12 protein-coding genes are annotated in these 18,904 nt (G+C 68.4%); 10 read left to right on the top strand and 2 right to left on the bottom strand.

Annotation, left to right across the window (positions count from 1 at the left end):
• Window positions 1-88 precede the first annotated feature (88 nt).
• The 7 genes from rpoB to ASG95_RS21850 all read left to right on the top strand — a co-directional run bounded on the left by rpoB (window position 89) and on the right by ASG95_RS21850 (window position 14,835).
• Window positions 89-3,565, top strand: a complete 3,477-nt coding sequence (gene rpoB / locus ASG95_RS16545) for a DNA-directed RNA polymerase subunit beta (RefSeq protein ID WP_057378155.1) — start codon at window positions 89-91, stop codon at window positions 3,563-3,565.
• Window positions 3,566-3,665: 100 nt separating this feature from the next.
• Window positions 3,666-7,544, top strand: coding sequence for a DNA-directed RNA polymerase subunit beta' (locus ASG95_RS16540; protein WP_056924007.1), 3,879 nt, complete (start codon window positions 3,666-3,668; stop codon window positions 7,542-7,544).
• 541 nt (window positions 7,545-8,085) lie between these two features.
• Entirely contained in the window at window positions 8,086-8,460 is a 375-nt protein-coding gene (rpsL, locus tag ASG95_RS16535; protein WP_056883290.1) for a 30S ribosomal protein S12, read from the top strand.
• Window positions 8,460-8,930 (top strand): 30S ribosomal protein S7, encoded by a 471-nt coding sequence (gene rpsG / locus ASG95_RS16530; RefSeq protein WP_056915473.1) that lies wholly within the window; start codon window positions 8,460-8,462, stop codon window positions 8,928-8,930. Before rpsL ends, rpsG begins: the two co-directional genes overlap by 1 nt.
• A 119-nt stretch (window positions 8,931-9,049) precedes the next feature.
• Window positions 9,050-11,167 (top strand): elongation factor G, encoded by a 2,118-nt coding sequence (fusA, locus tag ASG95_RS16525; RefSeq protein ID WP_057378154.1) that lies wholly within the window; start codon window positions 9,050-9,052, stop codon window positions 11,165-11,167.
• Window positions 11,168-11,283: 116 nt separating this feature from the next.
• The gene (tuf, locus tag ASG95_RS16520; RefSeq protein WP_056924005.1) at window positions 11,284-12,480 is read left to right on the top strand and encodes an elongation factor Tu; all 1,197 of its coding nucleotides are present in this window, start codon (window positions 11,284-11,286) and stop codon (window positions 12,478-12,480) included.
• Between the two features lie 177 nt (window positions 12,481-12,657).
• Window positions 12,658-14,835 (top strand): PKD domain-containing protein, encoded by a 2,178-nt coding sequence (locus ASG95_RS21850; RefSeq protein WP_057378153.1) that lies wholly within the window; start codon window positions 12,658-12,660, stop codon window positions 14,833-14,835.
• Here ASG95_RS21850 and ASG95_RS16510 read toward each other — a convergent pair.
• Window positions 14,813-15,388, bottom strand: coding sequence for a GNAT family N-acetyltransferase (locus ASG95_RS16510; protein ID WP_057378152.1), 576 nt, complete (start codon window positions 15,386-15,388; stop codon window positions 14,813-14,815). The genes ASG95_RS21850 and ASG95_RS16510 overlap by 23 nt on opposite strands.
• Entirely contained in the window at window positions 15,388-16,698 is a 1,311-nt protein-coding gene (locus ASG95_RS16505; RefSeq protein ID WP_057378151.1) for an alpha-hydroxy-acid oxidizing protein, read from the bottom strand. Before ASG95_RS16505 ends, ASG95_RS16510 begins: the two co-directional genes overlap by 1 nt.
• Window positions 16,699-16,861: 163 nt before the next feature.
• On the opposite strand from ASG95_RS16505, the gene ASG95_RS16500 reads away from it, so the two are divergent.
• The 3 genes from ASG95_RS16500 to rplC all read left to right on the top strand — a co-directional run bounded on the left by ASG95_RS16500 (window position 16,862) and on the right by rplC (window position 18,901).
• Window positions 16,862-17,428 carry a hypothetical protein gene (locus ASG95_RS16500; protein WP_057378150.1) on the top strand — a complete coding sequence of 189 codons (567 nt, stop codon included), beginning with the start codon at window positions 16,862-16,864 and terminating at the stop codon, window positions 17,426-17,428.
• A gap of 497 nt (window positions 17,429-17,925) precedes the next feature.
• On the top strand, window positions 17,926-18,234 hold the full coding sequence (rpsJ, locus tag ASG95_RS16495; protein WP_009775966.1) for a 30S ribosomal protein S10: 309 nt from the start codon (window positions 17,926-17,928) through the stop codon (window positions 18,232-18,234).
• Between the two features lie 10 nt (window positions 18,235-18,244).
• Complete coding sequence (rplC, locus tag ASG95_RS16490) at window positions 18,245-18,901, top strand: 50S ribosomal protein L3 (protein WP_056924000.1); 657 nt, start codon at window positions 18,245-18,247, stop codon at window positions 18,899-18,901.
• Window positions 18,902-18,904: the final 3 nt, after the last annotated feature.

The following is an 18,904-nucleotide window of genomic DNA, read 5'->3' as shown; positions in this document are numbered from 1 at the left end:
CAGTCTCCTGCGTGGTCCGGCTGGCGGCTGGCGCTGCACCGGTTTCGAACCATCAGTTTTAAGACAAGGCCCGTGGAAGGACCCCTCCTTGGCTGCCTCGCGCAACGCGACTCAGACTGTGTCCACCGCACGGACGGCTTCCGGCCGTCTGTCGTTCGCGAAGATCCGCGAACCCCTCGAGGTCCCCGACCTCCTGGCGCTGCAAACGGAAAGCTTCGACTGGCTGCTCGGTAACGAGCGCTGGCAGGCCCGTGTCGCAGAGGCCAAGGCCGCTGGCCGTGGGGATGTGCCGGATCGCTCCGGCCTCGAGGAGATCTTCGAGGAAATCTCTCCCATCGAGGACTTCAGCGGCTCCATGTCGCTGTCGTTCCGCGACCACCGCTTCGAGGAGGTCAAGTACTCCATCGAGGACTGCAAGGAGCGCGACCAGACCTACTCGGCGCCCCTGTTCGTCACCGCGGAGTTCATGAACACCACGACTGGCGAGATCAAGAGCCAGACGGTCTTCATGGGCGACTTCCCGCTCATGACCGAGCGCGGCACCTTCGTGATCAACGGCACCGAGCGTGTCGTCGTCTCGCAGCTGGTCCGCAGCCCGGGCGTCTACTTCGAGCGCACGCCCGACAAGACGTCCGACAAGGACATCTACACCGCCAAGGTCATCCCGAGCCGCGGTGCCTGGCTGGAGTTCGAGATCGACAAGCGCGACATGGTCGGCGTCCGCGTCGACCGCAAGCGCAAGCAGTCGGTCACGGTGCTCCTCAAGGCCCTCGGCATGTCCGAGGCCGACATCCTCGAGGAGTTCGGCGACTTCGAGTCGATGCGCCTCACCCTGGAGAAGGACCACACGGCCGGCCAGGACGACGCGCTGCTCGACATCTACCGCAAGCTGCGCCCGGGCGAACCGCCGACCCGTGAGGCCGCCCAGACCCTCCTGGACAACCTCTACTTCAACCCGAAGCGCTACGACCTGGCCAAGGTCGGTCGCTACAAGATCGACCGCAAGCTGGGCGTCGCCGCCGAGCTCAGCGCCTCGGTGCTGTCCGTGGACGACATCGTCGCCACGATCAAGTACATCGTCGCGCTGCACGCCGGGGAGTCCACCCTCGCCGGCAAGAACGGCGACGAGGTGCCGGTCGAGGTCGACGACATCGACCACTTCGGCAACCGTCGCCTGCGCAACGTGGGTGAGCTGATCCAGAACCAGGTCCGCACCGGCCTGTCCCGCATGGAGCGCGTCGTCCGCGAGCGCATGACCACGCAGGACGTCGAGGCGATCACGCCGCAGACCCTGATCAACATCCGCCCCGTGGTGGCCTCGATCAAGGAGTTCTTCGGCACCTCCCAGCTGTCGCAGTTCATGGACCAGAACAACCCGCTCGCGGGCCTGACGCACAAGCGGCGTCTGTCGGCCCTCGGCCCGGGTGGTCTGTCCCGTGACCGCGCCGGCATGGAGGTCCGTGACGTCCACCCGTCGCACTACGGCCGGATGTGCCCGATCGAGACCCCTGAAGGCCCGAACATCGGCCTGATCGGCTCGCTCGCGTCCTACGGGCGGATCAACGCCTTCGGCTTCATCGAGACGCCGTACCGCAAGGTCGTCAAGGGCAAGGTCACCGACAAGGTCGACTACCTGTCCGCCGACGAGGAGGACCGGCACGTCATCGCGCAGGCCAACGCCGTCATCAACAACGAGGGCCTGTTCACCGAGGACCGCGTGCTCGTCCGCACCAAGGGCGGCGAGATCGACTACATCCCCGGCGCCGACGTCGACTACATGGACGTCTCGCCGCGCCAGATGGTGTCGGCCGCGACCGCGCTGATCCCGTTCCTCGAGCACGACGACGCCAACCGCGCCCTGATGGGCTCGAACATGCAGCGCCAGGCGGTGCCGCTGGTCAAGTCCGAGGCTCCGCTGGTCGGCACCGGCATGGAGTACCGCGCCGCCCTCGACTCGGGCGACGTCGTCCGGGCCGAGACCGCTGGTGTGGTCACCGAGGTGTCCGCCGACCTCGTCACCGTCGCCGGTGACGACGGCTCGACGCGCACCTACCGGATCGCCAAGTTCGCGCGCTCCAACCAGGGCACGTCCTACAACCAGGTCGTCGTCGTCAACGAGGGCGACCGGGTCGAGGCCGGCGGCGTCATCGCCGACGGTCCCGCGACCGACGGTGGCGAGATGGCCCTGGGCCGCAACCTGCTCGTGGCGTTCATGCCGTGGGAGGGCCACAACTACGAGGACGCGATCATCCTCAGCCAGCGTCTGGTGCAGGACGACGTCCTCTCCTCGATCCACATCGAGGAGCACGAGGTCGACGCCCGCGACACCAAGCTCGGGCCGGAGGAGATCACCCGGGACATCCCGAACGTCTCCGAGGAGGTCCTGGCCGACCTCGACGAGCGCGGCATCATCCGCATCGGTGCCGAGGTCCGCGACGGCGACCTGCTCGTCGGCAAGGTCACGCCCAAGGGTGAGACCGAGCTGACCCCGGAGGAGCGCCTGCTGCGCGCCATCTTCGGTGAGAAGGCCCGCGAGGTCCGCGACACGTCGCTCAAGGTGCCCCACGGCGAGACCGGCACGGTCATCGGCGTCAAGGTGTTCGACAAGGACGAGGGCGACGACCTGCCCCCGGGCGTCAACCAGCTCGTCCGCGTCTACGTCGCCAACAAGCGCAAGATCACCGACGGTGACAAGCTCGCCGGCCGCCACGGCAACAAGGGCGTCATCTCGAAGATCCTGCCCGTCGAGGACATGCCGTTCCTCGAGGACGGCACCCCGGTGGATGTCGTGCTCAACCCGCTCGGTGTCCCCGGTCGTATGAACGTCGGCCAGATCCTCGAGCTGCACCTCGGCTGGGCCGCCTCGCGTGGTTGGGAGATCGCGGGCAACCCGGACTGGGCCAAGCTCATCCCCGAGGACGCCCGCTCGGCTCCGGCCGGCACGCGAGTCGCCTCGCCGGTGTTCGACGGCGTGCGCGAGGACGAGATCGTGGGTCTGCTCGACTCCACGACCAAGACCCGCGACGACGTCCGGCTCATCGACGGCTCCGGCAAGTCCCGGCTCTTCGACGGTCGCTCCGGCGAGCCGTTCCCCGAGCCGGTGTCCGTGGGCTACATGTACATCCTCAAGCTGCACCACCTCGTGGACGACAAGATCCACGCCCGCAGCACCGGCCCCTACAGCATGATCACCCAGCAGCCGCTGGGTGGTAAGGCTCAGTTCGGTGGCCAGCGCTTCGGTGAGATGGAGGTGTGGGCACTGGAGGCCTACGGCGCCGCGTACGCGCTGCAGGAGCTGCTCACGATCAAGTCCGACGACGTCCAGGGCCGCGTGAAGGTCTACGAGGCGATCGTCAAGGGCGACAACATCCCGGAGCCCGGCATCCCCGAGTCCTTCAAGGTGCTCATCAAGGAGATGCAGTCGCTGTGCCTGAACGTCGAGGTGCTCAACAGCGAGGGCACCTCCATCGAGCTGAAGGAGTCCGACGAGGACGTCTTCCGCGCGGCGGAGGAGCTCGGCATCGACCTGTCCCGGCGCGAGCCCAGTTCGGTCGAAGAGGTCTGACGGTGTGCCGCGTGGTCACCGCCACGGTGACCACGCGGCAATACCTCCCCTCACGACCAACCCCTTAGTTTCAAGCAAGAGACACGGAAGAAGGAACCACGTGCTCGACGTCAACTTCTTTGACGAACTGCGCATCGGCCTGGCCACGGCGGAAGACATCCGCCAGTGGAGCCACGGCGAGGTGAAGAAGCCCGAGACGATCAACTACCGCACGCTCAAGCCCGAGAAGGAGGGCCTGTTCTGCGAGCGCATCTTCGGCCCCACCCGGGACTGGGAGTGCAACTGCGGCAAGTACAAGCGGGTCCGCTTCAAGGGCATCATCTGTGAGCGCTGTGGCGTCGAGGTCACCCGCGCCAAGGTGCGTCGTGAGCGGATGGGCCACATCGAGCTCGCCGCCCCCGTCACCCACATCTGGTACTTCAAGGGCGTCCCGTCGCGCCTGGGCTACCTGCTCGACCTCGCCCCCAAGGACCTCGAGAAGGTCATCTACTTCGCGGCCTACATGATCACGTCGGTCGACGAGGAGCAGCGTCACAAGGACCTGCCCTCGCTCGAGGCGCAGATCGAGGTGGAGAAGAAGGAGTACGAGAACAAGCGTGACTCCGAGGTCGACACCCGGGCCAAGCGGCTCGAGTCCGACATCGCCGAGCTCGAGGCCGAGGGTGCCAAGGCCGACGCCCGGCGCAAGGTCCGTGAGTCCGCCGAGCGCGAGATGAACCAGATCCGCAAGCGCGCCGACATGCAGATCGAGCGCATCGAGCAGGTCTGGGACCGGTTCAAGAACCTCAAGGTCCAGGACCTCGAGGGCGACGAGATCCTCTACCGCGAGATGCGTGACCGCTTCGGTCTGTACTTCGAGGGTGGCATGGGCGCCGCGGCGATCCAGAAGCGCCTCGAGGACTTCGACCTGGTGGCCGAGGCCGAGCTGCTGCGCGAGATCATCGCCACCGGCAAGGGCCAGAAGAAGACCCGTGCCCTCAAGCGGCTCAAGGTCGTGACCGCCTTCCAGGCGACGACCAACAAGCCGTCCGGCATGGTCCTCGACGCCGTCCCGGTCATCCCGCCGGACCTGCGCCCGATGGTGCAGCTCGACGGTGGCCGGTTCGCGACCTCGGACCTCAACGACCTCTACCGTCGTGTGATCAACCGCAACAACCGACTCAAGCGACTGCTCGACCTCGGTGCGCCGGAGATCATCGTCAACAACGAGAAGCGGATGCTCCAGGAGGCTGTCGACAGCCTCTTCGACAACGGCCGTCGCGGTCGCCCGGTCACGGGCCCCGGCAACCGTCCGCTCAAGTCGCTGTCCGACATGCTCAAGGGCAAGCAGGGCCGGTTCCGCCAGAACCTGCTCGGCAAGCGCGTCGACTACTCCGGCCGTTCGGTCATCGTCGTCGGCCCGCAGCTCAAGCTGCACCAGTGCGGTCTGCCCAAGCAGATGGCGCTCGAGCTCTTCAAGCCGTTCGTGATGAAGCGCCTGGTCGACCTCGACCACGCGCAGAACATCAAGTCGGCCAAGCGCATGGTGGAGCGGGCCCGCCCGGTCGTGTGGGACGTCCTCGAAGAGGTCATCACCGAGCACCCCGTGCTGCTCAACCGCGCACCCACCCTGCACCGCCTCGGCATCCAGGCCTTCGAGCCGCAGCTGGTCGAGGGCAAGGCCATCCAGATCCACCCGCTCGTCTGCTCGGCCTTCAACGCCGACTTCGACGGTGACCAGATGGCCGTGCACGTGCCGCTGAGCACGGAGGCGCAGGCCGAGGCCCGCATCCTCATGCTCTCGAGCAACAACATCCTCAAGCCGGCCGACGGTCGTCCGGTGACCATGCCCACCCAGGACATGATCATCGGGCTCTACCACCTCACCTCCGAGGTGGAGAACGGCAAGGGCTCCGGCCGCGCGTTCTCGTCAGTCTCCGAGGCCCGGATGGCGTTCGACGCCGGCGAGCTGGAGCTCGGCAGCAAGGTCAAGATCCGTCTGCTCGACGTCGTGCCGATCCCCGGCACGGAGCTGGGCGAGGGTGTCGAGACGAACGAGCAGGGCCAGGTGGCCTCGCTCATCGTCGAGACCAGCCTCGGTCGGGCGCTGTTCAACCAGACCCTGCCGGTCGACTACCCGTTCGTGGACGCGGTCGTCGACAAGAAGCGCCTCTCGACCATCGTCAACGACCTGGCCGAGCGCTACAGCAAGGTCCAGGTGGCTGCGTCCCTCGACGCGCTCAAGGAGTACGGCTTCCACTGGGCGACCCGCTCGGGCACCACGGTCGCCATCTCCGACGTCGTGACCCCGCCGCGCAAGCTCGAGATCCTCGAGGGCTACGAGACCAAGGCCACCAAGGTCCAGGTCCAGTACGAGCGCGGTCTGATCACCGACGACGAGCGTCGCCAGGAGCTCATCGAGATCTGGACCCAGGCCACCAACGAGGTCGCCAAGGAGATGGAGGCCAACCTCCCGAAGACCAACACCATCTACAAGATGGTGTCCTCGGGTGCGCGTGGTAACTGGATGCAGCTGCGGCAGATCGCCGGTATGCGTGGTCTGGTGTCCAACCCGAAGGGCGACATCATCCCGCGACCGATCCGCGCGAACTTCCGCGAGGGCCTGTCCGTGCTCGAGTTCTTCATCTCGACGCACGGTTCGCGTAAGGGTCTTGCCGACACCGCGCTGCGTACCGCCGACTCGGGTTACCTGACCCGTCGTCTGGTGGACGTCTCGCAGGACGTCATCATCCGCGAGGACGACTGTGGCACCGAGCGTGGCCTGACCATGCCGATCGCGCAGAAGAACGCGGCCGGCGCCCTGGTCGAGCACGACGACGTGGAGACCTCGGTCTACGCGCGCACGCTCGCCGCCGACGTCGAGAAGGACGGCTCCGTCCTCGCCGAGGCCGGTATCGACCTCGGTGACGTGGTCATCGACGCACTCGTCGCCGCTGGCGTCGAGGAGGTCAAGGTCCGCTCGGTCCTCACCTGCGAGTCGCACGTCGGCACCTGTGCCCTCTGCTACGGCCGGTCGCTCGCGACCGGCAAGCTGGTCGACATCGGCGAGGCCGTCGGCATCATCGCGGCCCAGTCGATCGGTGAGCCCGGCACCCAGCTGACGATGCGTACCTTCCACACCGGTGGTGTGGCTGGTGACGACATCACGCAGGGTCTGCCCCGTGTCGTCGAGCTGTTCGAGGCGCGCACCCCCAAGGGTGTCGCCCCGATCGCCGAGGCGTCCGGTCGGGTGGCCATCGAGGACACCGACAAGACCCGTCGCATCATGCTCACCCCGGACGACGGCTCCGAGGAGCACGCCTACCCGGTGAGCAAGCGCGCGCGTCTGCTGATCGCCGACGGCGACCATGTCGAGGTCGGGCACCGGATGACGCAGGGTTCGATCGACCCCAAGCAGGTCCTTCGCATCCTCGGCCCGCGTGCGGTGCAGATGCACCTCGTCGACGAGGTGCAGCACGTCTACCGCCAGCAGGGTGTGTCGATCCACGACAAGCACATCGAGGTCATCGTCCGCCAGATGCTGCGCCGGATCACGATCATCGAGTCCGCCGACGCCGACCTGCTCCCGGGTGAGCTGGCCGAGCGTGGTCGGTTCGAGACCGAGAACCGTCGCGTCGTCGCCGAAGGTGGCCGCCCGGCCTCGGGTCGCCCCGAGCTGATGGGTATCACCAAGGCGTCGCTGGCCACGGACTCCTGGCTCTCGGCCGCCTCCTTCCAGGAGACGACCCGCGTGCTGACCGAGGCCGCGATGAACGCCAAGTCGGACCCGCTGCTGGGTCTGAAGGAGAACGTCATCCTCGGAAAGCTGATCCCGGCCGGCACGGGTCTCCCGCGCTACCGGAACGTCAAGGTCGAGGCCACCGAGGAGGCCAAGGCCGCGATGTACTCGATGCCCAGCTACGAGTACGACTACCCGGTGTTCGGCCCCGGCTCCGGCGAGGCCATCCGCCTCGACGACGCCGAGCTCGGCCTGGACTGAGCGACCGGCGCCACCCGCTGAGGGCGGGTATGCCGCGTGGTCACCACGCGGCATACCCGCCCTCCGCTCGTGTGTCCCCTCGACTTCTGGCCACTGGTGCCGCACCGGATCCCCGCTGGGGTGGCACCCGTGCCACCCCCGTGGCCAGAAGTGCGGGGGAGGGTGGCCCGGCATACGGGAACGACCTGCGGCGTTGTACCGTCCGGTGCCGCGTGGGGCCGGGGGTAACCGATTTGGTCGGGTACCACGCAGGCGGTATCTTTGAACACTGTGTCTGAGGTCTGCCTCAGTCATGCGCTGGAGTCGGAGCCGACCACATCACGACCAACACCGTGAGCATGTCGGCCGCTGGACCAGCACCCCTCTCGCCGGGCACTCCGCAACCGAACCGCCATGGTTCGTGCGTGGAGGGTGCAGGGGAGAGCGCCGAGCACGACACACCCGAGTGCGGGGGTCGGGCAAGGCACCACACCAAGGAGTGCCAGCAGGACCGCAGCCGCGGCCCGGCGGCACAGAACATCAACTACGTACGGAGAACAGGTTGCCTACGATCAACCAGCTTGTGCGCAAGGGGCGTCAGGACAAGGTCACCAAGACCAAGACTCCTGCCCTCAAGGGCTCGCCCCAGCGCCGTGGCGTGTGCACGCGTGTGTACACCACCACCCCGAAGAAGCCGAACTCTGCCCTGCGCAAGGTCGCCCGTGTGCGCCTCACCAGCGGCATCGAGGTCACGGCCTACATCCCGGGCGTCGGCCACAACCTGCAGGAGCACTCGATCGTGCTCGTGCGTGGCGGTCGAGTGAAGGACCTCCCGGGTGTCCGTTACAAGATCGTCCGCGGCTCGCTCGACACCCAGGGTGTCAAGAACCGCAAGCAGGCCCGCTCCCGTTACGGCGCGAAGATGGAGAAGAAGTAATGCCTCGCAAGGGACCCGCGCCCAAGCGCCCCCTCGTCGTCGACCCGGTCCACAACTCCCCGTTGGTGACCCAGCTGGTCAACAAGATCCTCCTCGATGGCAAGAAGTCCATCGCCGAGACGATCGTCTACGGCGCCCTCGAGGGCGTCAAGGAGAAGACCGGCTCCGACCCCGTCGTGACCCTCAAGCGCGCCCTGGACAACATCCGTCCGACGCTCGAGGTCAAGTCGCGTCGGGTCGGTGGCGCCACCTACCAGGTGCCGATCGAGGTCAAGCCCAACCGCGCGACCACGCTGGCCCTGCGCTGGATGGTCGGCTACTCGCGGCAGCGCCGTGAGAAGACCATGACCGAGCGGCTCATGAACGAGATCCTCGACGCGTCCAACGGCCTCGGCGCCGCAGTGAAGCGTCGCGAGGACACCCACAAGATGGCCGAGTCCAACAAGGCCTTCGCGCACTACCGCTGGTAACAGCGACCGGTATGCCGCGTGCCACCGCGCGCACGCGGCATACCGGAGGTGCGTGGTCGAGGCCCCGCCCCCACGCACCACCACGAACTTTTTCTAACGAGCGAGATGAGACGATCACATTGGCACTCGACGTCCTGACGGACCTGACCAAGGTCCGCAACATCGGGATCATGGCGCACATCGACGCCGGCAAGACGACGACGACTGAGCGCATCCTCTTCTACACCGGGGTCAACCACAAGATCGGTGAGACCCACGACGGTGCGTCGACCACCGACTGGATGGAGCAGGAGAAGGAGCGCGGCATCACGATCACGTCTGCCGCCGTGACCTCCTTCTGGGAGGGCACCCAGATCAACATCATCGACACCCCCGGTCACGTGGACTTCACGGTCGAGGTGGAGCGCTCGCTGCGCGTCCTCGACGGTGCCGTCGCCGTTTTCGACGGCAAGGAGGGCGTCGAGCCCCAGTCCGAGACCGTGTGGCGTCAGGCCGACAAGTACGACGTCCCCCGCATCGCGTTCGTCAACAAGATGGACAAGCTCGGCGCGGACTTCTACTTCACGGTCCAGACCATCAAGGACCGCCTCGGCGCGGAGCCCCTCGTGCTCCAGCTGCCGATCGGCACCGAGAGCGAGTTCGTCGGCGTCGTCGACCTCATCTACCGTCGTGCCCTCGTGTGGCCCGGTGACGCCAAGGGTGACGTCACCATGGGTGCCAAGTACGAGATCCAGGAGATCCCGGCCGACATGCTCGAGAAGGTGGAGGAGTACCGCCACGCCCTCGTCGAGCGCGTCGCCGAGTCCGACGACGTCCTCATGGAGAAGTACCTCGGTGGCGAGGACCTCACCCCGGAGGAGATCAAGGGCGCGATCCGCAAGCTCACGGTCAACTCCGAGCTCTACCCGATCCTGTGTGGCTCCGCGTTCAAGAACCGCGGTGTGCAGCCGATGCTCGACGCCGTCGTCGACTACCTGCCGTCGCCGCTCGACGTCCCCCCGATGGTCGGCCACAAGCCGAACCACGAGGAGGTCGAGATGACGCGCAAGCCCGACACCAGCGAGCCGTTCTCGGCGCTGGCCTTCAAGGTCGCGACGCACCCGTTCTTCGGCACGCTGACCTTCATCCGGGTCTACTCCGGCCAGATCTCCTCCGGCTCCGCGGTCGTCAACACGACCAAGGGCCGCAAGGAGCGCATCGGCAAGCTCTTCCAGATGCACGCCAACAAGGAGAACCCCGTGGACGAGGCCCTCGCGGGTCACATCTACGCGGCGATCGGCCTGAAGGACACCACGACCGGTGACACCCTGAGCGACCCGAACGAGCAGATCGTGCTCGAGTCGATGACGTTCCCGGACCCGGTCATCCAGGTGGCCATCGAGCCGAAGACCAAGGGTGACCAGGAGAAGCTCTCCACGGCCATCCAGAAGCTCTCCGCCGAGGACCCGACCTTCCAGGTCCACCACGACGAGGAGACCGGCCAGACGATCATCGCCGGCATGGGCGAGCTCCACCTCGACATCCTCGTGGACCGCATGAAGCGCGAGTTCAAGGTCGAGGCCAACGTCGGCAAGCCGCAGGTGGCCTACCGCGAGACGATCCGTCGCACGGTGGAGAAGTTCGACTACACCCACAAGAAGCAGACGGGTGGCTCCGGCCAGTTCGCCAAGATCCAGATCAGCATCGAGCCCCTCGACACCACCGAGTCGGGCGAGCTGTACGAGTTCGAGAACAAGGTCACCGGTGGCCGTGTCCCGCGCGAGTACATCCCGTCGGTCGACGCCGGTATCCAGGACGCCATGCAGTACGGCGTGCTCGCGGGCTACCCGCTAGTCGGCATCAAGGCGACGCTGCTCGATGGCGCCTACCACGACGTCGACTCCTCCGAGATGGCGTTCAAGATCGCCGGCTCGATGGCGCTCAAGGAGGCCGTCCGCAAGGCCGACCCCGTGCTCCTCGAGCCGATGATGGCCGTCGAGGTGCGCACGCCCGAGGACTACATGGGCGACGTCATCGGTGACATCAACTCCCGCCGTGGCCAGATCCAGGCCATGGAGGACATCAGTGGTGCCAAGGTCGTTCGCGGCCTGGTCCCCCTCTCGGAGATGTTCGGCTACGTCGGCGACCTGCGGTCCAAGACCCAGGGTCGGGCGAACTACTCGATGGAGTTTGACTCCTACGCCGAGGTCCCCAAGGCTGTGGCCGAGGAGATCATCAAGAAGACCCGTGGTGAGTGACCGGTAGCATTACCGGTCGCACCACGGACTGCAGAGCTCCACAACCCCCAATCCGCGCCACGTCCCGCCTGGGAACACGGCGTTCAACCAAAGAAGAGTCCTGAGGAGGACATCAAGTGGCGAAGGCAAAGTTCGAGCGGACTAAGCCGCACGTCAACATCGGCACCATTGGTCACATCGACCACGGTAAGACGACGCTGACGGCTGCGATTTCCAAGGTCCTGCACGACAAGTACCCGGACCTGAACCCGCAGTTCGCGTTCGACGACATCGACAAGGCACCCGAAGAGAAGCAGCGCGGTATCACGATCTCGATCGCGCACATCGAGTACCAGACGGAGAGCCGTCACTACGCCCACGTCGACTGCCCCGGACACGCTGACTACGTGAAGAACATGATCACGGGTGCGGCGCAGATGGACGGTGCGATCCTCGTTGTCGCGGCCACCGACGGTCCGATGCCGCAGACGAAGGAGCACGTCCTCCTGGCCCGCCAGGTCGGCGTCCCCTACATCGTCGTGGCGCTCAACAAGGCCGACATGGTCGACGACGAGGAGATCCTCGAGCTCGTCGAGATGGAGGTCCGTGAGCTGCTGTCCGACTACGAGTTCCCGGGCGACGACCTGCCGGTCGTCAAGGTCTCGGCGCTGAAGGCGCTCGAGGGCGACGCCGAGTGGGGCAAGTCGGTCCTGGAGCTGATGGACGCTGTTGACAGCGCCATCCCGGAGCCGGAGCGCGAGGTCGACAAGCCGTTCCTCATGCCCGTCGAGGACGTCTTCACGATCACCGGTCGTGGCACCGTCGTCACCGGTCGTATCGAGCGCGGCATCCTCAACGTCAACGAGGAGATCGAGATCGTCGGCATCCACGAGGGTCCGCCTGCCAAGACCACCGTCACCGGCATCGAGATGTTCCGCAAGCTGCTCGACGAGGGTCGTGCGGGCGAGAACGTCGGCCTGCTGCTGCGTGGCACCAAGCGCGAGGACGTCGAGCGCGGGCAGGTCATCTGCAAGCCGGGCTCGATCACCCCGCACACGGACTTCGAGGCGAACGTCTACATCCTCTCGAAGGACGAGGGCGGCCGTCACACGCCGTTCTACGACAACTACCGCCCGCAGTTCTACTTCCGTACCACCGACGTGACCGGCGTGGTGCACCTCCCCGAGGGCACCGAGATGGTCATGCCCGGTGACAACACGGAGATGAACGTCGAGCTCATCCAGCCGATCGCCATGGAGGAGGGCCTGCGCTTCGCCATCCGCGAGGGCGGCCGTACCGTCGGCGCCGGCCGCGTCACCAAGATCACCAAGTAGTCACAGGAACACCGCGGTCCAGCACCACGGTGGTCTGACGCACCCAGCTCCACCGACAGGGCCCCGCAGCTACGGCTGCGGGGCCCTGTTGCTTTTGCCCGGTATGCCGGATGTGCCCGTTCCCGGGTACGGCTGGTGGGGGAGGTGGCCGGGCCGGTCCGGGGTTAGTTTCGGGCCATGACCGGACGGTTCCGCCGCGTGGCGCTGGCGACTGCGGTGCTGCTCACCGTGCTCGCGGCTCCGGTGGCGTCGGCACCCGGTGACCCGACGGTGCGGTTCAGCGCCGCGGGCGACTTCTCCGCGGGCGGAAACGCGACCAGCGTCTTCAACCTGATCGGATCGCTGGACAACGACTTCCACGCCGCGCTCGGTGACATGTCCTACGGCGCCACCGGCGCCGAGGACGCGTGGTGCAACGCGGTCAAGGCCGGGGTGGGCGAGGGCTATCCCTTCGAGCTGGTCTCCGGCAACCACGAGAGCAACGGGCAGAACGGCAACATCAACGACTTCTCGGCGTGCCTGCCCAACCAGCTGCCCGGCCTGAAGGGCACCTACGGCCGCCAGTACTACGTCGACGTGCCCGCCAACGCGCCCCTGGTGCGCTACATCGCCGTGGCGGCCGGGATCCCGTTCACCACCGGCACGCTGAGCTACGCGGTCGGCACCCCGCAGTACACCTGGACCGCCGCGGCGATCGACTCCGCTCGGGCGGCGGGCATCCCTTGGGTCGTCGTCGGCAACCACACGCCGTGCCTGAGCCTGGGGCAGTACGCCTGCGAGATGGGCTCCGACCTGGCCAACCTGCTGCTCACCAAGAAGGTCGACCTCGTCCTCGGTGGTCACGAGCACCTCTACCAGCGCACCAAGCAGCTCACCACCCGAGCGGGGTGCACCCAGCTCGTGCCCGGCACGTTCAACGCCTCGTGCGTCGTCGACTCCGACAACGACCTCGCAGCCGGCGCGGGGACCGTCTTCGCGACGGTCGGCACCGGCGGGATCAACCAGCGCGACGTCAACACCACCGACCCCGAGGCCGGCTACTTCGCCGCCTACGCGGGGCTCAACATCAACCCCACCTTCGGCGTGCTCGACTTCTCGGTCACGGCCGACGTCCTCACCGCGAACTTCCGCCGGGCTGCGGGCCTCACCTTCACCGACGCGTTCACCATCACGCGTGGTGCGGCGCCGCCCAACCAGCCGCCGGTGGCCGACTTCACGCCGAGCTGCACCCAGCTCGCCTGCACCGTGAACGCCGCGGCCAGCAGCGACCCCGACGGCACGATCAGCTCCTACGCCTGGCAGTTCGGCGACGGTGGCACCGGCACCGGCGTCACGTCGAGCCGGACGTATGCCGCGGCCGGCACCTACACGATCACCCTCACCGTGACCGACGACGACGGTGCCACCGGCAGCACCACCCGGTCGGTGACGGTCGCCCCGACGCCCAACCAGCCGCCCACGGCGAGCTTCACGAACAGCTGCACGGACCTGGCCTGCACCTTCAACGGCACGGGCTCGAACGACCCGGACGGCAGCATCGCGTCGTACGCGTGGAACTGGGGTGACGCGACCGCCGACGGCAGTGGTGCGACCCCCAGCCACACGTTCTCCGCGGCCGGCACCTACCCGGTGCGGCTCACCGTCACCGACAACAACGGGGCCACCGGGACCACGACGACCTCGGTCACGGTCACCGCGCCGCCCCCGCCGACCGTCCTCGCGGCCGATGCGTTCGGGCGCACCCTGGCCAGCGGCTGGGGGAACGCCGACACGGGCGGGGCGTGGACCTTCAGCGGGTCCGCCACGAACCTGTCCGTCGGCTCAGGGGTCGGTCAGGTGCGGCTCGCTGCGGGATCCGGTCCGTGGCTCGCGCTGGCCGGTGTCTCCTCCTCGGGCACCGACCTGAGCGCCACCATCGCCCTCGACAAGGTCGCCAGCGGCAGCGGGGCCTACGCCTCGCTCAACGGCCGGCGGGTGGCCGGCGTGGGCGACTACCGGGCGAAGGTGCACTACACGTCGAACGGTGGCGTCTGGTTGTCCCTGCAGCGGGCCACCGCGGCCAACGCAGAGACCGTCCTGGCCGCCGAGACCCAGATCCCGGGGATCACGATGGCGGCGGGCGAGAAGCTGCTCGCCCGGGTCCAGGTCACCGGCACCTCACCCACGACGATTCGGGCGCGGGTCTGGAAGTCCGGGACGACCGAGCCCACGACGTGGCAGAAGACGGCGACGGACTCGACGGCAGGGTTCCAGGTGGCCGGTGGCGTCGGCCTCTACCTCTACCTGTCGGGCAGCGCGACCAACGCCCCCATCACGATGTCGTTCGACGACCTCAAGGCCGTTCCGGCGCCCTGACTGGGCCGGTCCGCGCCTGCTCGAACTCCTGCGCGGTCAGCTCGTAGACGACCTCGCCGAGCTCGGCCCCGGGCAGGGGGTCGTCCCACTGCCGCACGTCGGTGCTGACGTGCCGCAGGCCGAGCCGCTCGAGGACGGCTCGCGAGCGCACGTTCACCGCCATCGTCTCGGCCCAGATGCGCCGCAGCCGCGCGGTCACGAACCCGTGCTCGAGCAGGCGCAGGGCTCCCTCGCTGGCCAGGCCACGACCCCAGGCCCGCTGGCGGAGTCGGTACCCCAGCTCGGCCTCGCCGTCGCCGGTGGGCGTCAGGCAGAACCACCCGACGAACTCACCGTCCTCGAAGCCCGACCAGTAGCCGAGCCCGAGTGCGTCGTGCGCCGGGTCGGTGCGTTGCGGCATCCACACCTCGATGACCTCGTCCGGCGGGGTCTCGCGACCGCTGAGGAACTCCATGACCGCGCGGTCGCCGTCGAGCTCGACGAGCAGGTCGCTGTCATCGGCAGTCAGTGGTCGCAGCTCCAGTCGGGCCGTGCTGAGGCGCGGCCTGGCCATCAGGGCGCCGCCGCCAGCAGCTCGGGTCCGAGCTCGGACACCGACCCCACCCCGGACAGGCCCATCGTCAGGTCGAGCTCGGCCACGATGTTGGACAGGACGTCCCGCACCCCGTCGCGCCCGGCCAGCGCCAGCCCGTAGACGTAGGGGCGCCCGATCGCGACGGCGTCGGCGCCGAGGGCGATCGCCTTGACGACGTCGCTGCCGGTGCGCACCCCGCTGTCGAGCACGAGGGGGAGCTCGGGACCCACCGCGGCCCGCACGGCGGGCAGGGCGTCGAGGGAGGCGATGGCGCCGTCCACCTGACGGCCGCCGTGGTTGCTCACGACGATGCCGCTCGCGCCGACCTCGACCGCGCGCCGCGCGTCGTCCGGGTGGATCACGCCCTTGACGAGGAACGGCAGTGACGTGCGGTCGCGCAGCGTCGCGAGCTGCTCCCAGGTGAGGCCGGGGTTGGAGTAGATGTCGAGGAACGTCTCGACGGCCGCGCGCGGGGTGGGGGAGCGCAGGTTGGACCGCAGGTCGCCAGGGTGCTCCCGGCTGATGGACAGCAGCGACCGCAGCGCACCGAGGGTGACCTTGACGTCGTCCGAGGCGCCCTTCTGCTCCTGCTTGGCCGCCACCCGCTCGGCGACGACCTGCTGGAAGCGCGGGTCCGAGGTGTACTGCGCGATCCCGATCCCCTGCGAGAACGGCAGCGACCCGAGGTTGAGGTCCTGCGGTCGCCAGCCGAGCATCGTGGTGTCCAGCGTGACGACGACCGCCTCGGCCCCGCTGGCCTCGGCCCGGGCCAGCAGGCTGTCGACCAGCAGCTCGTCCTTCGACCAGTAGAGCTGGAACCACCGCGGGCCCGAGCCCATGGCCGCGGCGACGTCCTCCATGGGGGAGCACCCCTGGTTCGAGATGATGTAGGGCAGCCCCAGCTGCGCCGCGGCCGCGCCGATCTCGGTGTCGCTGTCGCGATGGACCAGCCCGGCCGCGCCCACCGGTGCGAGCAGCACCGGCGCCGGCAGCCGGCGGCCCAGCAGCTCGGTGGACAGGTCGCGGGTGGCCCGGCCGGGCAGCATGCGGGGGACGATCCGGTGCCGGTCGAACGCCGCCCGGTTGGCCCGTGCCGTCGCGCCCTCGCCGGCCGAGCCCGCGACGTAGGCCCAGGCGCGGGGCGACATGGCCGCCTGCGCACGCCGCTCCAGCTCGGCGGCGTCGGTGGGGACGGTGGGCCGGTGCCCGAGGACGCCGGCGCGGTAGACCAGCCCCTGGCGGGTGCGGCCGGGCCCTTCCGGGGGCGGCACTGCTGATGGGTCCGACATGGCTCGATCCTGCCAGTCGGTCGACCGCTGTGGCTGTGAACGCGGGGCCGACCTGACAGCGTGGTGACAGGTTCGCCACGGCCTCCTACCAGCCCGGCGGCGCAGCCTCGGTGGGAGAGGGGCGCACCGCGGCGCCCCGTCAACGAGAGGAAGTGCGCCCCCGATGCCCACCGTCAGCAAGTCCATGAAGCTCGCCGCCGCCGGAGGCGTGGCTGCGGTCGCCGCCGGGATCGGCGCCAGCGCCGCGATGGCCGACAGCACCGCCACGCCGACGCCCAGTGGCACGTCCACGTCGGCCCCGTCCCAGGCGTCGCCCGGCCGGGGCGGACCCGGCGGTGGAGGCCACCGCGGCGGCCCCGGCGGCCTGGACACTGCAGCGCTGGCCACCAAGCTCGGCCTCACCGAGGCCAAGGTGACCGCCGCGCTGGAGAAGGTGCGGGCGGCGCAGCAGCCGAGCACCCCGCCGGCGCAGGGCAGCAAGCCGACCGACGCCGAGCGCCAAGCCCGCGAGAAGGCCCGCGTCACCGCGCTGGCCAAGGAGCTCGGGGTGAGCCAGGCCAAGGTCCAGGCCGCCCTCGACGCCATCAGGGCCGACCGGGAGGCGAGCCGCAGGACCGAGCTGACCACCCGGCTCGACGCGGCGGTGCAGGCCGGCACGCTGTCCGCCGCGGACCGGGCCTCGGTCCTCAAGGCCTTCGACGCCGGCGTCCTCGGCGGCGGTCGCCCCTGAGCGACCAGCCCCTCCTGCACCGCCCTGGCCGCCCCGGCCGCGTCCATCCCCGTGGGCGCGGCCGGGGCTTCGGTCGGCCCGGGCGGTCGGTGGGTGCGTCTGCCGCGCAGGTGAGCCCGCGGCATACTCGGGCCGGCCCCGTGGGGACGTCGCGGACGGCGCGCGACGCGCCACCGGTGCGGGTATGCCGGGTGCCACCGCCTCGATTTGGTAGGTCGCCGCCCGCTCTGGCACACTGGACCGGTTGCTTGACGCGCGCCGTTGACCCATGTCGACGCCGCCACCCCCGGTGACACACCTCGAACCGTGCGTTCAGCACGGGGCGACACTCCAGGGAAGCGCAAGCCCCGGCTCTGCCGGTCAATCCGAACCGCACGACTGCGTGAAAACGCGTGTCGTCCGGCCGCGAAGCGGGTGCGACACACCCGACCGCGGGGGTCGGAGATGGCCAAGAGCCGGCCAAGCTAGATGTTCGGCGAGAGAGAGACGTAACGGAGATGGCGGGACAGAAGATCCGCATCCGCTTGAAGTCGTATGACCACGAGGTCATCGACAACTCGGCGCGCAAGATTGTCGACACGGTGACCCGTGCTGGCGCGACGGTGGTCGGCCCTGTGCCGCTGCCCACGGAGAAGAACGTCTTCGTGGTCATCCGTTCGCCCCACAAGTACAAGGACAGCCGCGAGCACTTCGAGATGCGCACCCACAAGCGCTTGATCGACATCATCGACCCGACGCCGAAGGCCGTCGACTCGCTGATGCGTCTCGACCTGCCGGCTGACGTCAACATCGAGATCAAGCTCTGAGGCTGGCGAAATGACCACCACTGCTACCAAGACCGTGAAGGGTGTGCTGGGCAAGAAGCTCGGCATGACCCAGGTGTGGGATGCCGAGAACCGGCTCATCCCCGTCACCGTCATCGAGGCGGGCCCCTGCGTCGTGACGCAGGTGCGCGACGCCGCGACGGATGGCTACGACGCCGTCCAGATCGCGTTCGGCGCCATCGACCCCCGCAAGGTAACCAAGCCCCTGACCGGGCACTTCGAGAAGGCCGGCGTGACCCCGCGTCGCCACCTCGTGGAGCTCCGTACCGCTGACGCCGCCGAGTACACGCTCGGCCAGGAAGTCACGGTCGAGACCTTCGAGGCCGGCCAGGACGTCGACGTCACCGGCACCACCAAGGGCAAGGGCTTTGCCGGCGTCATGAAGCGGCACGGCTTCCACGGCGTCAGCTCCTCCCACGGCTCCCACAAGAACCACCGCAAGCCGGGCTCGATCGGTGGCTGCGCCACCCCGGGCCGCGTCTTCAAGGGCATGCGGATGGCCGGCCGGATGGGCGGCGAGCGCCAGACCACCCAGAACCTCACGATCCACGCCGTGGACGCTGAGCGAGGCCTGTTGCTCGTGAAGGGTGCCGTTCCCGGCCCCCGCAACGGCACGGTCCTCGTCCGCACGGCCGCGAAGGGAGCCTGACCC

This window comes from Phycicoccus sp. Soil803 (assembly GCF_001429685.1).
Classification (GTDB): Bacteria; Actinomycetota; Actinomycetes; order Actinomycetales; family Dermatophilaceae; genus Pedococcus.
Note: the sequence above shows the minus strand (reverse complement) of the source record. Positions and strands in the feature narration are given on the sequence as shown.